We start from the raw sequence: 13592 nt of genomic DNA, 5'->3' as shown, positions 1-13592 counted from the left end.
GGTTCCCTGCCGCGCCGGCTCGCATCCGCGCAGGGCGCATAGGGGTCCCTCACCTGGAGCGCGCCGAGGTCCTGCCCCACCTGCTCCAGGAACTCCGGGAGCAAATCGCCCGGCATCCCTGCCACGAGCGGTTCTGACGACTCAACGACCGACTTCTCCGCCCAGCGCCCCCATCCGCCGAGCGCAACGCCCTGTCGCCCCCGGCGCCTGACACGCATGCCAGCGCCAGTGTTTCTGCGAGTCCCACAGGCCTGGCGCCTCAGTGACCGGCGGCGGCTTCCTGGAGGCGTGGTTCCGGTGCGCGGAGGCCAGGAGCCCCCGCCGCGCAGGACGGTCCCGGTGACACCTTCACTGCAAGCAAGAACGATTCATCTCGCAGCCGGACACCAAGATCCTCACGGCGCCCGGGTGGAGGGTCGGGACAATCGCTGGGCTTGGGCGAGTGACCTCCACTGTGGTCACAGTCGTTGATCTCGATGCCGGCCTTCTCCTGCGAAGTAATGGTGCCGCTGTCAGCCTGCTCGGAAGGGGCGCCGGCCCGAGGGGTCGGCTGCGGGTGTGCGAAGTGCCAGCACGGCGACGTCGTCGTCGTTGTCCTCGGGGCGGATCTGTTCCAGGAGCAGATCGCAGAACGATTCCAGCGGACGGTGGGCGAGAGCAGCCGCATGGCGCCGCAGCCGCTCAAGGCCCGCGTCGATGCCGCGGCGTGGTGATTCGACCAAGCCGTCGGTGTAGAACATGACGGTGCTGCTGGGCGGCAGGACGCAGAGGGCGTCGGGGCGGGGCGAGTTCACGCCGGCGCCGAGCAGAATGCCGTGTCCCTCGGCGAGGTAGCGCGCTTGACCATCATGGCCGACCAGCAGAGGCGGAGGGTGGCCTGCGTTCGTCCAGCGGAGGCGCCACAGTCCGTCGTCCCTCACGGCGAGGGTGCTGAGGATCATGGTCGCCATGGGTACTTCCGCTATGTTCTTCAGCGCTTCGTCGAGCTGGGCGGCGATGGCACTGGGAGCGTCACCGGGCCGGGACCAGGCGAAGGCGCGCAGCATGTTGCGTACCTGCGCCATTCCCGCGGCGGCCGTGAGGTCGTGTCCGACGACGTCGCCGATGACCAGGGCGTGGGTGTCCTGGGTGATGGCGAAGGCGTCGTACCAGTCGCCGCCGACGAAGGAGGCGTGCGGGGCGGGCACGTACCGGGCCGTCATCAAGATCCCCGGTACCCGGGGGAGTTGGGGCAGCAGGTGGCGCTGCATGGTCTCGGCGACCTTGCGCTGGCGCTCGTACAGGCGCGCGTTGTCCAGCGCGAGCCCGGCGCGGCGCGTGATGTCCTCCAGGAACGGCAGGTCGGTGGAGGTGAACACGTCGGACCGTGCCGCGCGTCCCAAAGTCAGGGCGCCGAGCACGTTGCGCAGGCCCCGGATGGGCGCGATGGCCGCGGAGTGGATACCGGTCTCGGTGAACAGCCGGGCCTGTTCCACCGCGATGCCCGAATCGGGTGGGCCGTGATACGTGGCCGGGCCGGCCAGCGAGGACGCCGCTCCGCGCAGTGCCCGGGACAGGGGCATGGGGGAGTCCTCCAGGACCGGGGGCATGGGGCCTTGCAGGTCCTCGCGGCCGATCAGTACGCCGTCCTTGTGCTGCATCACCAGGGCCCGCCGCACTTCGTCCCGCTCCGTGAGCAGATCGATCACCGCCCAGTCCGCGAGGCGCGGCACGGTGAGGGCCGCCAGGCGGCGCAGGGCGTCGTCGATGTCCAGGGTGGAGGTCAGCTGCGTGGTGGTCTCGGCCAGCAGGGCCAGCCGGTCCAATTCCGTCAAGGACGCCGGTTGTCCGTCGCGGATGCCGTCCGAGACGTCGGCGTCCGCCTCGTACAGCGTCACGTAGGCGCCGCCCTTTCCCGTGCTGGACGACCACGGTGCGCTGAACCATGACAGTTGGACGAGCGTGCCGTCCTGGCGGGCGAACCACTCCGCGTCACCGTGCTGCGTAGCGCCGGCGAGCAGGGCTCTCCTCAGCCGGCATTGCATGCGTGGCAGGGCGTGCCCGTGACTGTCACGGTGCAACAGGTCATGGAAGTCCTGCCCGTTGAGGTCCTCGGGTCGGTGCCCCAGCAGGTTGCGCACTGCGCTGTTGGTCGTGACGATGCGGCCGTCGGCGTCGGTGACGACGACAGCGGCCTGCATGTCTTCTACGGCCGTGCTCGTGAAGCCGCCCGCCGCGGCCGTAGAGCCTGGACCGGGTGTATGCCCGCCCTCGTGCCCGGTCACGTCCATCTCCCTAACTGACAAAAGCCGACCTGTCACACCTGCCCGTAATGCGACCACGCAGCCGAGGCGACCGCGAGACGATCCCTTTTCCTGGACAGGAGTGCCAGAGCCCCAGAAGGGGGCGGTTGAGCTGGGCGCCGCAGGCCGCCAGGGTGCCAAGCGGCATCCTTCCACCGACCGCTTCCCGGGCCCGCCGCCGGCCGTGACCCCAGGGCGCGGCCACGGCCCCGCACGACGGACACGCCAAGGCACCAGCCCGCAGCCGGCGTTCCACGAGCACGACGTGCGTGTCGACGACGAGCACTCCGTACGTCCACCTCGTGCACACCGTGTCGTGGCGCACGAAGAAAGTTCAGACTGCCCACCAAGATCAGCACTCATTTCCGCCGTGAATGTCGCGAGCCCCCGCCTACGTGCTCATGCAGAGAGTCGTCCCACACCACCCCGATCGCACCTGCCGTCCATCGGGCAGCGCGCCAGCACCACCCGCCTGCTGTCGGCCGACCTGGCACGGCAGGCCCAGGCCTGTCCCTGTCGGTTTCCGGCTCGGGCGTCCACCGGCTCAGCCATGCCAACCCGCCCGGACCCCGGCGACAAGCAGAAGCGTGCCCATCCCCAGACTCGTCACAGGGTAGGCAACCAGGACGGCCACGAACTCCCGCAGGGTCGCGCTCGGCCAGTAGTACGCCGCCGTCGGCGCGCCCGCGGCTTCACCGGGCACGCCGGCCTTGCGTGCGAGGACGGCCGCGCGAAACGCGTGGAAGTCATTGGTCACGATGACGCAGCGATAGCCCGGCTGCAGCCGCTCCATCAGTTCCCGGCTGAACTTCAGGTTCTCCTCGGTGCTCGTCGAGGAGTTCTCCCGTACAACATGCTTGTCCGGAACCCCCCGCCCCGTCAGGTAGTCGGCCATCGCCTCGGCTTCCGGTACCTGCTCGTCAGAGCCCTTGCCGCCGGAGACCAGCAGGATCGGGGAGCGTCCTCGTGCCTTCTGCCGCCGGTACAGGGTCAGTGCCCGCTCCAGCCGCGAGGCCAGCAACGGCGGTACAACGGACCCGTCCGTCAGCCCGGCGCCGAGGACGACGACGAAGTCCACCGGGCGGCGCTCCGCGACCCGCTGGTACAAGACGGCATAGCCGATGAAGCAGGCGAAGAGGAACGAAAGGTAGCCGGCTAGGAAGAGCGTGGCGACGGCCACCGCGCGCAGGGGGTCGTTCTCGACCCGGGCGGCGGCACCCAGCAGGCCGAGTGCTACCAGGACCGCGACGCCCGCCAGTAGGGAGAGAAGGTTGGCCAGGCCGCCGCCTTCCGTACGGATCATCCGGATCCCGTTGGTCACAAAGAACCCGGCGACGACCACCGCACCGACTGTGGCTCCGACTATGAGGCCGGTTGCCACCGCCCGGGTCAGCGGTCGGAGGAGGTGATCGAGCCCGACGAACGAGCCAGCCAGCAGGAAGAGCGTGCACAGGCCCAGAAGGACGCCGTTGCCGAAACGGCGCTGGTCATCGCTGAAGCGCCGCAGGAAGGCCAGCAGGACCAGAGCGGCCGCCAGAAAATAGGAGAAAAAGGGAAAGGCCATCGCGGGTCCTCGCTTCCCGGTGGTGGGGGCCACAGCTCATGGGTTGCAGCCCCCACCGCCGGTATGTCCCCTTTCGGACTTGGCTTCGGTGCCCTGGGCCTGTGGACGGTTCCACGTCATTTCGGCTTGGCCGGAGCGGAATTCGGACGGGGGTGGGGCGGGTGCGTCATACGTCTGTGAGGCGCGTCCGCCTTTTACCGCGGGCCCGCCTCACAGGTTTGGTTCTTCCGGTTCAGGCTGTCTGGTCGAGCATGCCGGTGCGGAGCTTGGTGAGGGTCCGGGAAAGGAGGCGGGATACCTGCATCTGGGAGACGCCGAGCTCGGCGCCGATTTGTGCCTGAGTGAGTTCGTGTCCGAAGCGCATGCTGACGATGCGTCGTTCGCGTTCGTCGAGCTGGTCCATCAGGGGTGCCAGCGTGTGGAGGTTCTCGACCTTTTCTATCCCGGGGTCTTCCTCGCCGATGAAGTCGGCGAGTGTGCGGCTCTTCGCGCTGGCCGACTGGCCGCTGTCGTCGGTGTCGGCGGATATGTCGAGGGAGCCGGCGGTGTAGCCGTTGGAGGCGATGATTCCGTCGATGATCTCGTCCTCGTTGAGCTTGAGGTGTGCGGCGAGTTCCTTGACGGTGGGGTCGCGGTCGAGTTGGAGGGCGAGGTGTTCTTTGGCTTTCGCGATCTCGGTGCGCAGTTCCTGGAGGCGGCGTGGGACGTGTACGGCCCAGGTGGTGTCGCGGAAGAAGCGCTTGATCTCGCCGACGATGTAGGGGATGGCGAAGGAGGTGAATTCGACTTCGCGGGACAGGTCGAAGCGGTCGATGGCCTTGATCAGGCCGATCGTGCCGACCTGGATCACGTCCTCCAGGTCGCCGTCGCCGCGGTTGCGGAAGCGGCTCGCTGCGAAGCGGACCAGGGACAGGTTCATCTCGATCAGGGTGTTCCGCGCGTACTGGTACTCGGCAGTTCCCTCTTCCAGAACCTGGAGCTGGTCGAAGAACACCTTCGACAGGGCACGGGCGTCCTTGGGGGCCACGGTGCCCGCGTCCTTGATCCACGGCAGCTCACCCGCCGCAGCCGCCGCAGCGCTGGACTGCGTGCTGCCGGCCGCTACCCGGTCCAGCTGCTCCGGTTGTGCCACCGCTGCCATGCGATTCCCTCCCCAGCCGACGTCAATGCCGTTCGGCCAGCCGCATACCCCGAAGCCTTCGGGGCATGCGCGCTGCGACACAGGTCACGCCACCAGCCCCGCGACCTGCCACTACTGGACAGGCCGCCGCGTCCGCAAGGGGCCCGCGGTACGGCAGGCGGACCTGGCCATGCGAAGGGGAACGGCCTGCGGCTGATCCCGTGCGGCTTCCTCCCGGGGTGCACCAGGCCCGGACGGTCCCCCCGACCGCGGGTCGCAGCCGTACTGGAACGTAACGACCTTGGGAGAAATTGACGTCAGGGTGTGGTGGTCTGGTGGGTCGGCTGGTGGGTGATCAGCAGGCGGCCTGCCAGGTGAGGGTGCTGAAGTACCGTCAATGATCAGTCGGGGCCGTGAAGGTGGCGGAGAGGATCCGGTTGACCAGGGCGAGATCGTTGCCGCCGCCGGTGGTCGGGTTGAAGGAGTAGACCAGGCGTCGGCGCAGGTCGCGGGTGGTGAACATGCCGTCGGTGTAGCCGAAGGTGCTGCCGGTCTTTCCCCACACGGTCACTCCGTTGGGCAGGGTCGCGCGCAGCAGGCCTGCGCTGTAGTAGGCCCGGCCGTGGCCCGGGTCGTGGTCGGTGCCGCCGAGGTAGGGGACGTCGGGGACGTCGAAGAGCTCGGCCTGCTCGGCCGGGGGGAGCAGCCGTCCTCGGAAGAGGGCGGTGATGAAGTGGTCGAGGTCAGCGGTGGTGGAGATCATGCCGCCGGCGTCCGGGTTCTGTTCGGTGATATCGACCAGTTGCGTTCCGCCGGCCGGTTGTGGCACGGCGATGTAGCCGTGGGAGTGGGGACCCCAGATGGTGGTGCCGGTCTGCGGGGCGGTGGTGTCGCGCAGGTGCAGCGGCTGCACGATGCGGTTGGTGATCTCCTGCTGGTAGCTGTGTCCGGTGAGGTTCTCGACCAGCATGGCGGCGACGTAGTAGCCGGTGGCGCCGTAGACCTGCATGGATCCGGGCTCGGCGAAGGGGCGCTCGTGGCGGACGGCCTTGGCGACGAGTTCGCCGAGCGGGTGGTTGTCGAAGCGGTGCTCGACGATGCCGTCCGGGGTGGTGGGCAGGTCGTCCGCGGTCAGTTCGGGGAGGCTGCTGGTGAAGTTGAGGAGGGTGCGGACGGGGATCGGCGGGTAGCTGTCGGGCAGGACGTCCGGCAGGTAGCGCTGGACAGGCTGGTCGAGGTCGACGCGGCCCTCGGCGGCCAGTTGCAGCACCACGGTCGCGATGAAGGTCTTGGTGACGCTGCCGAGGCGGAACCGGCCGTCGACCGGCACCGGCGCCCCGGTGGTGACGTCGGCGCTCCCGTACGTCCCGGTCCAGTGGCCGTCCGGACCGCTCACCCGCGCCAGCACACCCGTGACCCGGTCGGGCGCACTGGACAGTGCCTGCTGCAACACCTGCGGATCGAGATTGGGCAGCTGGTCACCGATGTGCTCGACGGACACCGCGGGCCGGGTGGCCGGAGCCGCCACCGCCGGAACGGCCGCGCCCAACGTCATCGCGGTGAGCACCGCGCAGGCGAGCGCCGCCATCGGCACTCGCCCGTGCCGGCCCGTCGTCGTGGTCCCGGCGTTGGAAGAAGAAGGCTTGAAAGTCATGCCCATGACCGTGCCGCACAAGCGCGGTGCGACTCATCAGGGATCACCCCCGATCGCACCCCCATTGATCCCTGAGTCCGTCTCAACTTCCAAGGCCCACCGGACTGGGAGATCCAGCCGGTGCAGGGCCAGTAAGGGGTGTTGTCGTCGGTCATGCACACCCCGAGCTGGCGTGTCCCACCGGTTCGGCGCCGGCGCGCACGGGCCGGGGCAGTTCGGGCCACACAGAGCCCGGCTTGCGTACGGCGGGAGTCGGCACGCTCAGGGCCTTGGCGAGTTGGGGCACGAGGCGGAAGTGGCAGTGTGGTACCGAATCGCCACCTTGCCCTTCCCGGCCCGGCACGGGGAGCCTGGGGGTGGCGCAGGTGGACATCGGGCAGTCGTGCGATTCCACGCGTTTGAAGTCGTCACGTCCAGCCGCTTGCAACAACTCATACATGATTGCCGGAGGTTGACCGCCGAACGGTCGGCTGTTTCGTGAGCGACCACCGATGAAACGGGCTCGGCGCTGTCGCTACGAGGTCAGTCCGATCCGGGGCCAGGATCGCTGGTGGGTGGTTCGGGCAGCCAGTCGCGAGCCGGGTCGTACTCCAGCCATCGCCTGCGCCCAGCCTCTCCCGCGCAGGCGGCGGTGAGGCTGGTCAGTCCCGGGTGCCCGTTGCCGGTGCGCCACAGCAGTGACCAGGCGTACAGCGGCGTGGGATCGACCAGGGGGACGGAGCTCAGTCCGGGGACCTCCGGCAGTGGCACATCCGCAGGTACCAGTGAGAAGCGTGACGGCTCTTCTGCCACCTCGGCAAGGAAGTGGGCAAGCCCCAGGTTGACGGTCGTCGCCGTGCTCTGGATTCCGAACCGGTCGGCGAACCGGTCGAGGAAGTCGAGCCGGTTCAGCGGGCCGGGCGCCCACAGCACGCTGCCGCGCAACTGGTCCGGTCGCAACGCCGGTTCGGCTGCGAGCGGATGGTCCACGCTCAGCAGGGCATCCACCGGCTCGAGACGGACGAGGCGGTGGGCAAGTTCGGCGGGCAGCGGGGGGTGGACGCGGCCGAAGGCCGCGTCAATGTCGCCGCGCAGCAGTGCCGCCGTCACCGAGGGCAGATCACGCCCGTGCCCCAACGTCAGCTCGCCGGCCCGTCCGGCGACCTGGGCCAGCGTCCGCATCGGCGCATAGAGGTGACCCCAGACGTCTACGCGCAACGGATCCTCCGTGCCGACCACTGCCGCGACAGCGGCGTCTGCGGCGGCCACGGTCCGGCGGGCCGGCAGGAGGAAACGCTGTCCGGCCTCGGTGAGGCGTACGCCACCGCCGCCGCGGCTGAACAGTTCGGTACCGAGCAGGGATTCCAGCCGCGCGATCCTCTTGGACAGTGCCTGCTGGGAGATGGCGAGGGTTCCGGCCGCCCGCCCGAAGTGCAGTTCTTCGGCGGTGCGCACGAAGGCACGTACCTGCGCCACGTCGAGATCCATGGCTCCCACCATAGGTGACAACCAAACGTTGTCGACTGTGCTCGTTCGTTGTTGGATCGCGGGGCGGCCGCGGAGGTTGCATTCTCCCTATGCAAAGACTGATTCCCACGGGGCAAGCGGCGCGGCCGGTCGCCTTCGCCGAGGTCTCCCAGCCCGTGCTGGAGCCCGGTGAGGCCCTCATCAAGGTCGAGGCGATCGCCTTGAACCGGGGCGAGACCTTCCTCCTCGAGCACCCCGGGCCGGGGTTGCTGCCCGGCAAGGACATCGCAGGGCTCGTCGTCCAGGCGGCGGCCGACGGCTCCGGCCCCGGCATCGGCACCCGCGTGGTCGGGCACCCGGCGCAGGGCGGCTGGGCCGAGTACGCCGCCGTGCCCACACACTCCCTCGCGGTGCTCCCGGACAGCATCGACAGCGTACGGGCGGCGGCTCTGCCTCTGGCCGGGATCACCGCCCTGCGGCTACTGCGTACGGCGGGTTCCCTGGCCGGCCGCCGGGTGCTCCTGACCGGCGCCTCGGGCGGCGTCGGGCACTACGTCACCGAGCTGGCCGTCGGCTCGGGAGCCGAACTGACTGCGGTGACGGCCACGCCGGTACGCGGTGAACGCCTCGCCGAACTGGGTGCGACGGTGGTGCACGAGGTCGCGGCGGCTCAGGGACCGTTCGATGTCGTGCTGGAGTCCACGGGCGGGCCGGATTTGCCCATCGCCCTGGGGAAGGTGTGCCCGGGCGGCACGCTCGTCTGGTTCGGCCAGGCGAGCCGCACCCCGGCGACCCTCGATTTCTTCCAGCTCCTCGGCGGGCCCGAGCGCGTCACGATTCAGCACTTCCACTACGCGGGCGCCCCGTACGACTCCGATCTCGCAGCCCTGGTGAGGCTTGTGGAACAGGGCCGGTTGCACCCGGAGATCGGCCGCGTCACCGACTGGGCACATACAGCCGACACCCTGGTCGACCTGCGAGAGCGCCGGATACGCGGCAAGGCCGTCCTGCTGACCGGAGGAGCACGATGAGCGCCACAGAGTTCGCCGCCGCCCAGTGGACACGCGCCACCGGCGCGGGCGTGGACCCTCACGAGTACCGGCGCGTCACCAACGGCCTTGCTTGCGTCGCCGACTGGGGGCCGTCCTTCGTGCGCACCGGACACGACCACCTCCGGCGCGCGCAGGACGCGGCATCACCACTTTCGGAGGGTGAGTACCTCCTTATGGCGGCCCGGTGGTTCCATCTGGCCACCCTGGCGCCGTACCCGGAGGCACATCGTGCCGCCGCCGCGGCGGATCACGCTTTGAGCCAGGCCCTCGCCGTGCTCGAACCCGATGCGCGGCGGGTGAGCGGCGAGGGATTCACCGGCTGGCTACGCGGCCCCGCCGACGCGCCAGGGACCGTGGTCGTCGTCCCCGGCCTCGACTCGGCCAAGGAGGAGTTCCTCGATCTGGTGTCCGCGCTGCTGGCCAGGGGGCTTGCGGTGTTCGCGATGGACGGCCCTGGACAGGGCGTGCTCGCGGCCACCACGACCTTCGTCCCGGACTACGAGCGGGTCGTGGGGCGAGTCATCGACGCGCTCGGAGTCGCACGCATCGGGCTCGTCGGCCTGAGCCTGGGCGGCTACTTTGCGGCCCGGGCTGCGGCGTTGGAGCCGCGCGTGGCGGCCCTCGCCACCGTCAGCGGTCCCTTCCGCCTCGACTGGGAGCAACTGCCTCCGCCCGTACGGGACATCATGGCCGCGCGTACCGGGAGCGCCGACGCTGCCCACGAGTTCGTACGCCAGGTGGATCTCGCCGCCCTGGCATCGCGCATCACGGCCCCGCTGCTGGTCGTGGACGGCGACCAGGACGTCATCCCCGGCGTGACGAACGGGGAGCCCCTGGCTCGTCTGGCACCGCACGGCAGCTACCTGACCGTCCCGCACGGCGACCACCTTCTCGGCAACGCGCGGCCCGACTGGCTGCCCCACCTCAGCGACCACCTCGCTCACACCCTGGCAAGAACACCGGCATGAACCGCTTCACCACAAGGCCGCTTCACGGCGCTGTATTCTGCCGGGTCCCACTGACATGCTCAGGGTCGCTTCATCCATCGGAGTTCACCCCCGCTGCATACCCAACTCCCGCAACGCGTCCAGCTGCTCCTGGTTGAGCTTGTCCTTCCACAGCGGTGTTGGGGATCCATACGCCCGGCTTCACGGTCCCCGGCTCCATCTCGCCGTCGACCGCGACCTCTTCGGCGTGGGCGCGGCGGACCGGCCGGGCCGCGCCTTCCCGCTCGGCTCACTGTAAGTACTGGTCAGTGCACGAGCAGGTCGATCACGCCCGTCAGGTCCTCCTCGCCGCTGGCCTCGGCCAGGCGGCGGTGCATCAGCTCGAAGTAGGGGTTGAGCAGTTCCGGGCTGACGCCCTGCTGCTCGGCGGTGCTCAGGAAGGTCGGGGTGCCGGCTGCCTGCATGGCGAGGGTGGAGACGACGCCCTGGGTGTAGTCGCCGCTGCGTAGCTGGGCGGCGGTCTGGTGAACTGCCGGGGCCATCGCGACGAGCCAGTCGGCGAGCAGCGGGGCAAGCGCTGCGGGGTCGATGTCCTCCTTGCGGATCAGGGCGAAGGCGTGTGCGGCCCCGGCGAACATCCCGTACATGGCGCTGAGCAGGGCCACGTCGTGCAGGGCCGCGAAGCCCGCGTCCTCGCCGACGTAGGTGGTGCCGGCCGGGACAGCCAGGGTCTCCTGGTGCCGCTCGAACAGCTTCCGCGAGCCGCTGTAGAAGACGTAGCCGCCGGCTTCCGGGACGCCGATCATCGGAGGGACGGCCATGATCCCGCCGTCCAGGTAACGGGCGCCGCGCTCGCGGGCCCACTCGGCGCGGGCGCGTGCCTGGGCAGGGGTGCTGGTGGTCAGGTTGACCAGGTCCCTGTCGGACAGGTCGGTGCCGGCCAGCACGTCGTCGATAGAGGTGTCGTCCAACAAGCAGACGACTACCAGGGTGTTCGCCGCGACCGCCTCGGCGGCGCTGTCCGCGACCCGTGCCCCCGCGGCGGTGAGTGCCGTGGCTCGGGCCGGGGTGCGGTTCCAGACGGTGAGTGGGTGGCCGGCGGCAAGCCAGGTATGGGCCAGCGCGGTGCCCATCGCGCCGAGGCCCAGCATCGTGACGGGAGTCTTTTCAACAGTGTTGTGTGCCATGCCGATTAGGCTGGTCGCAGGCCCGGAGGTGATCAAGTACGCACTTGGTAGTGGGTGGTTACTCCGGGGTGAGCGAGCAGGTCAGAGGGGTGGGGCATGACGACGCTGAACCGGCCGGGTGCACCAGACGGCCACGTCTGCGGGATCGACGCCGCGATGGAGGTGATCGGCGGCAAATGGAAGGTGCTGATCCTCTGGGCGCTCCACGAGCACCCCTGCCGCCGCTTCGGCGAACTGCGTCGACTGCTTCCCGGTATCACCGAGAAGGTGCTGGCCTCCCACTTGCGTGAGCTGGAAGCGGACGGCGTCGTACACCGCGTCTCCTACGACGAGGTGCCGCCCCGCGTCGAGTACTCGCTAACCGAGGACGGCATGCGCCTCAACGACGCACTCCAGCCGCTGGCCGCCTGGGGCCGCGAGCGGCCGGCCACTCCAGGGCTGGAGGAGCGGTCAGGCTAGGGTCTGTCAACCGGCGCGGCCAGTGCCACGTCACCGCTGCCTGCCGACGAGCAAGGGTGTGGCCGGCCGGTGCTGCTGGCTCGCGTGGTCCTGTCTCGGGCTCTCTCGCCTGGTGGTCCTGGCCCGGCAGGCTGTGCGGGTCGGGAGTCTGGCGGGAAGCGCCGAAAGATTTGACGCGGAAAAGTGTGAGTGGTTTATTACTCATATGGCGACGACGAGACGGGTGCTCAGCACCGCGGAGGAACGCAGGGAGGCGGTGCTCAGTACCGCGGTCAGCAGCTTCGCGGCTCGTGGCTACTACGGCACCAACACCACCGAGGTGGCGAAGAGGGCGGGCATCTCGCAGGCCTATGTCTACCGCCTGTTCCCCAGCAAGGAGGCGTTGTTCGTCGCGGTCGTCGAGCACTGCTTCGACCTCGTGCGGGACAGCTTCGCCAGGGGGGCGGCCAGGGCACGCGGCAGCGAGCCGCACGAGGTGCTGACGGCGATGGGCGACGAGTACGCCCGGCTCATCGCCGACCGGGACCTGCTGCTGGTCCAGGTGCACGCCCAGGCGGCTGCGGCGTCCGAGCCCGCGGTGCGCGAGGTGGTGCGGCGCAGCTACGCCCGGACCGTCGAGTACGTGCGCAGCGTTTCCGGCGCGGACCCCGGCGCGGTCCAGAACTTCATGGCCAGGGGGGCGTTGTGCCACCTGGTGGTGGCGATCGGCGCCACCGAGGTCGACGCGCCATGGGCGAACACTCTCTCGGCGGGCCTGCGCCACTACTGAGTTCCCTCACCGATCGAGTCTTCATTGCGAGTACGGCCGCGTTACGCGGCCTTTCTTTTGAGCCAAGTGTGAGTGGTTAACCACTCAATTTTGGAGGAGAAGCCATGTCCCAGGAACTGCACGTCGTCCTCGGCGCCGGACCCGTCGGCCTGACCCTCGCCGAGCGGCTCGTCGCCCAGGGCAATCGGGTGCGCACGGTGAATCGATCCGGCGGTGGGGAGCAGATCGCCGGTTCGGTGCGGGTCGCCGCCGACGTGACCGACCGGGCCAAGCTCGCCGAGATCGTCGAGGGCGCCGACGTCGTCTACAACTGCACGCACGTGCCGTACCGGCTGCAGCCGCAGGTGCTGCCCGTGATCCAGGACGCGCTGCTCGACGTGGTCGGCCGCAGCGGCGCGAAGCTGGTCACCGTCGAGACGCTCAACCAGTACGGCCCGACCGGCGGCGTGGCGATGACCGAGCGGACGCCGCTCGCCGCGCCGGGCCCCAAGGGCAAGACGCGCGCCGCGATCACCGAGCGGTACCTGGCTGCCCACGAGCGTGGGGACGTCCGCGTCGCGCTCGGCATGGCGGCCGACTTCTTCGGCCCGCGCGTCCTGCTGTCCTCGCTGGGCGTCTCGGTGTTCCCGGCCGCGCTGGCCGGCGCGACCAGGCTAGGACTGGGCGACATCGACCTGCCGAAGAGCTACACCTATGTGCCTGACCTAGCTGCCGGGCTCGCGTTGCTCGGCTCCGACGAGCGCGCACTTGGCAGGCTGTGGCACCTGCCCGTCGACGGCCCGTACACGACCCGGCAGATTCACAGCATCATCGGCGACCTGACCGGCGAGCCGACGCAGATCACGGTGCAGCGCGAGGCAGAGCCGTTCGGCCCGTTCGACGAGGAGTTCATGGCCGAGTACCGCGAACTCTTCTACTGGCACACCGAGCCGTTCGTCATGGACGACTCGCTCTACACCAGCACTTTCAGTGTCCGCGCCACCCCGATGCGCGAAGCGCTCGCCAAGACCCTCGACTGGTTCGCCCACTCCGTCCAGGAAGGACAGTGACCGTGCAGACCCTCTACACCACCGAAGTGACCTCCAGCGGCGACGGCCGAGGCGGTAGGGTCC

The 13592-nt window shown here is 69.5% G+C and carries 11 protein-coding genes; 5 read left to right on the top strand and 6 right to left on the bottom strand.

All coding sequences use genetic code 11. The annotated features are described in order from the left end of the window. Positions 1 to 512: 512 nt before the first annotated feature. From AC07F3_RS34725 to AC07F3_RS34705, 5 genes are all read right to left on the bottom strand, one after another. Positions 513 to 2270, bottom strand: coding sequence for a SpoIIE family protein phosphatase (locus tag AC07F3_RS34725; RefSeq protein ID WP_479118606.1), 1758 nt, complete (start codon positions 2268 to 2270; stop codon positions 513 to 515). A 556-nt stretch (positions 2271 to 2826) separates the two neighbouring features. Then, positions 2827 to 3846, bottom strand: coding sequence for a YdcF family protein (locus tag AC07F3_RS34720; protein ID WP_479118605.1), 1020 nt, complete (start codon positions 3844 to 3846; stop codon positions 2827 to 2829). A gap of 232 nt (positions 3847 to 4078) precedes the next feature. Then, complete coding sequence (locus tag AC07F3_RS34715) at positions 4079 to 4987, bottom strand: RNA polymerase sigma factor SigF (protein ID WP_479118604.1); 909 nt, start codon at positions 4985 to 4987, stop codon at positions 4079 to 4081. A gap of 373 nt (positions 4988 to 5360) precedes the next feature. Then, positions 5361 to 6620, bottom strand: coding sequence for a serine hydrolase domain-containing protein (locus tag AC07F3_RS34710; RefSeq protein ID WP_479118602.1), 1260 nt, complete (start codon positions 6618 to 6620; stop codon positions 5361 to 5363). A 522-nt stretch (positions 6621 to 7142) separates the two neighbouring features. After that, complete coding sequence (locus AC07F3_RS34705) at positions 7143 to 8087, bottom strand: LysR family transcriptional regulator (protein WP_479118600.1); 945 nt, start codon at positions 8085 to 8087, stop codon at positions 7143 to 7145. Between the two features lie 89 nt (positions 8088 to 8176). On the opposite strand from AC07F3_RS34705, the gene AC07F3_RS34700 reads away from it, so the two are divergent. Then, complete coding sequence (locus AC07F3_RS34700; protein WP_479118599.1) at positions 8177 to 9097, top strand: zinc-binding dehydrogenase; 921 nt, start codon at positions 8177 to 8179, stop codon at positions 9095 to 9097. Further along, positions 9094 to 10086, top strand: coding sequence for an alpha/beta hydrolase family protein (locus tag AC07F3_RS34695; RefSeq protein ID WP_479118597.1), 993 nt, complete (start codon positions 9094 to 9096; stop codon positions 10084 to 10086). The genes AC07F3_RS34700 and AC07F3_RS34695 overlap by 4 nt, the downstream gene beginning before the upstream one ends. 284 nt (positions 10087 to 10370) lie before the next feature. On the opposite strand, the gene AC07F3_RS34690 is transcribed toward AC07F3_RS34695, so the two are convergent. Then, positions 10371 to 11252, bottom strand: coding sequence for an NAD(P)-dependent oxidoreductase (locus AC07F3_RS34690; RefSeq protein WP_479118596.1), 882 nt, complete (start codon positions 11250 to 11252; stop codon positions 10371 to 10373). A 96-nt stretch (positions 11253 to 11348) separates the two neighbouring features. Here AC07F3_RS34690 and AC07F3_RS34685 point away from each other — a divergent pair, with 96 nt between their 5' ends. The 3 genes from AC07F3_RS34685 (at position 11349) to AC07F3_RS34675 (ending at position 13529) form a co-directional block, all read left to right on the top strand. Continuing rightward, on the top strand, positions 11349 to 11711 hold the full coding sequence (locus tag AC07F3_RS34685; RefSeq protein ID WP_479118595.1) for a winged helix-turn-helix transcriptional regulator: 363 nt from the start codon (positions 11349 to 11351) through the stop codon (positions 11709 to 11711). 205 nt (positions 11712 to 11916) lie between these two features. After that, the gene (locus tag AC07F3_RS34680; RefSeq protein WP_479118594.1) at positions 11917 to 12480 is read left to right on the top strand and encodes a TetR/AcrR family transcriptional regulator; all 564 of its coding nucleotides are present in this window, start codon (positions 11917 to 11919) and stop codon (positions 12478 to 12480) included. A 104-nt stretch (positions 12481 to 12584) separates the two neighbouring features. Next, a complete protein-coding gene (locus AC07F3_RS34675) occupies positions 12585 to 13529 on the top strand; it encodes an NAD-dependent epimerase/dehydratase family protein (RefSeq protein WP_479118592.1) in 945 nt (314 codons plus the stop codon). Positions 13530 to 13592 lie beyond the last annotated feature (63 nt).

The organism is Streptomyces sp. NPDC045846 (assembly GCF_056431605.1).
Note: the sequence above shows the minus strand (reverse complement) of the source record. Positions and strands in the feature narration are given on the sequence as shown.

Coding starts and splice junctions, on each gene's coding strand:
- AC07F3_RS34725 (WP_479118606.1), bottom strand. CDS start 2,270: ATGGACGTGACCGGGCACGAGGGCGGGCATACACCCGGTCCAGGCTCT.
- AC07F3_RS34720 (WP_479118605.1), bottom strand. CDS start 3,846: ATGGCCTTTCCCTTTTTCTCCTATTTTCTGGCGGCCGCTCTGGTCCTG.
- AC07F3_RS34715 (WP_479118604.1), bottom strand. CDS start 4,987: ATGGCAGCGGTGGCACAACCGGAGCAGCTGGACCGGGTAGCGGCCGGC.
- AC07F3_RS34710 (WP_479118602.1), bottom strand. CDS start 6,620: ATGACTTTCAAGCCTTCTTCTTCCAACGCCGGGACCACGACGACGGGC.
- AC07F3_RS34705 (WP_479118600.1), bottom strand. CDS start 8,087: ATGGATCTCGACGTGGCGCAGGTACGTGCCTTCGTGCGCACCGCCGAA.
- AC07F3_RS34700 (WP_479118599.1), top strand. CDS start 8,177: ATGCAAAGACTGATTCCCACGGGGCAAGCGGCGCGGCCGGTCGCCTTC.
- AC07F3_RS34695 (WP_479118597.1), top strand. CDS start 9,094: ATGAGCGCCACAGAGTTCGCCGCCGCCCAGTGGACACGCGCCACCGGC.
- AC07F3_RS34690 (WP_479118596.1), bottom strand. CDS start 11,252: ATGGCACACAACACTGTTGAAAAGACTCCCGTCACGATGCTGGGCCTC.
- AC07F3_RS34685 (WP_479118595.1), top strand. CDS start 11,349: ATGACGACGCTGAACCGGCCGGGTGCACCAGACGGCCACGTCTGCGGG.
- AC07F3_RS34680 (WP_479118594.1), top strand. CDS start 11,917: ATGGCGACGACGAGACGGGTGCTCAGCACCGCGGAGGAACGCAGGGAG.
- AC07F3_RS34675 (WP_479118592.1), top strand. CDS start 12,585: ATGTCCCAGGAACTGCACGTCGTCCTCGGCGCCGGACCCGTCGGCCTG.